Consider the following 855-nt stretch of genomic DNA (forward strand, 5'->3'; position numbering starts at 1 on the left):
CAGGCCACGATCGGCGACTCGCAGCCGCTCGGACGGCCACACGGCGCGGATCGCCTCGAGGATAGCACAGCCGGCCAGCACCAGATCGGCGCGATCGGCACCGATGCAAGGGTTGGCGCAGCGCTGCTGGAAATCCCAGCCAACCAGTCTTTCGACCATGCGATCGACGCTGTCGCGGTCCATCCACAGCCCATCGACACGGCGGCGATCGTAGCGCTCGAGCTCAAGGTGGACACCGGCCAGCGTCGTCACGGTTCCGGACGTGCCCAGCAGATGGAAATTCGGACTGGCCTTGAGATGGCTCAGCCGATCGCGACCGTCGAAGCTGGCCAGCCGGCCGGCAACGTCGTCGACCATGGCGGCGAAGATCTCGCGCGTCACCGTGCGGCCGCCAAAGCGCTCGGCCAGCGAGACGACGCCGACCGGCAGCGACGTCCACGACACGATATGATTGGCCAGCCTTGGCGAACGGCGGCCAGCGAGATCGATGAGCGCGATTTCCGACGAACCACCGCCAATATCGAACAGGACGACGCCTTGGGTGTCGCGCTCGACCAGCGAGCCGCAGCCGGACACCGCCAGCCGCGCTTCGGTCTGGCGGTCGATGATCTCAAGCTTCAGGCCCGCCTCGCGTTCCACGCGGTCGATGAACTCGACGCCGTTTTCGGCCGTGCGGCAGGCCTCGGTGGCGATCAGCCGGGCTTTTCTGATCTTGCGGTTGCGCAATTTGTCGCCGCAGATTTTCAGCGCCTCGACCGCGCGGTCCATCGCCGGCTGGCGGAGCCGGCCATTGGCGGTGAGCCCCTCGCCCAGCCGGACGATGCGCGAAAAAGCGTCGATGACGCGGAACTGGCC

At 67.1% G+C, this 855-nt stretch carries 1 protein-coding gene; it reads right to left on the bottom strand.

The genetic code is table 11. The annotated features are described in order from the left end of the window. Nucleotides 1-855 (bottom strand): Ppx/GppA phosphatase family protein (locus tag EN939_RS36215; RefSeq protein ID WP_164751606.1); only part of this gene is annotated, 855 nt, incomplete at both ends.

Origin of the sequence: Mesorhizobium sp. M7A.F.Ca.CA.002.05.1.1, assembly GCF_003998335.1 — a bacterium.
In the GTDB taxonomy this organism is placed as follows: domain Bacteria; phylum Pseudomonadota; class Alphaproteobacteria; order Rhizobiales; family Rhizobiaceae; genus Mesorhizobium.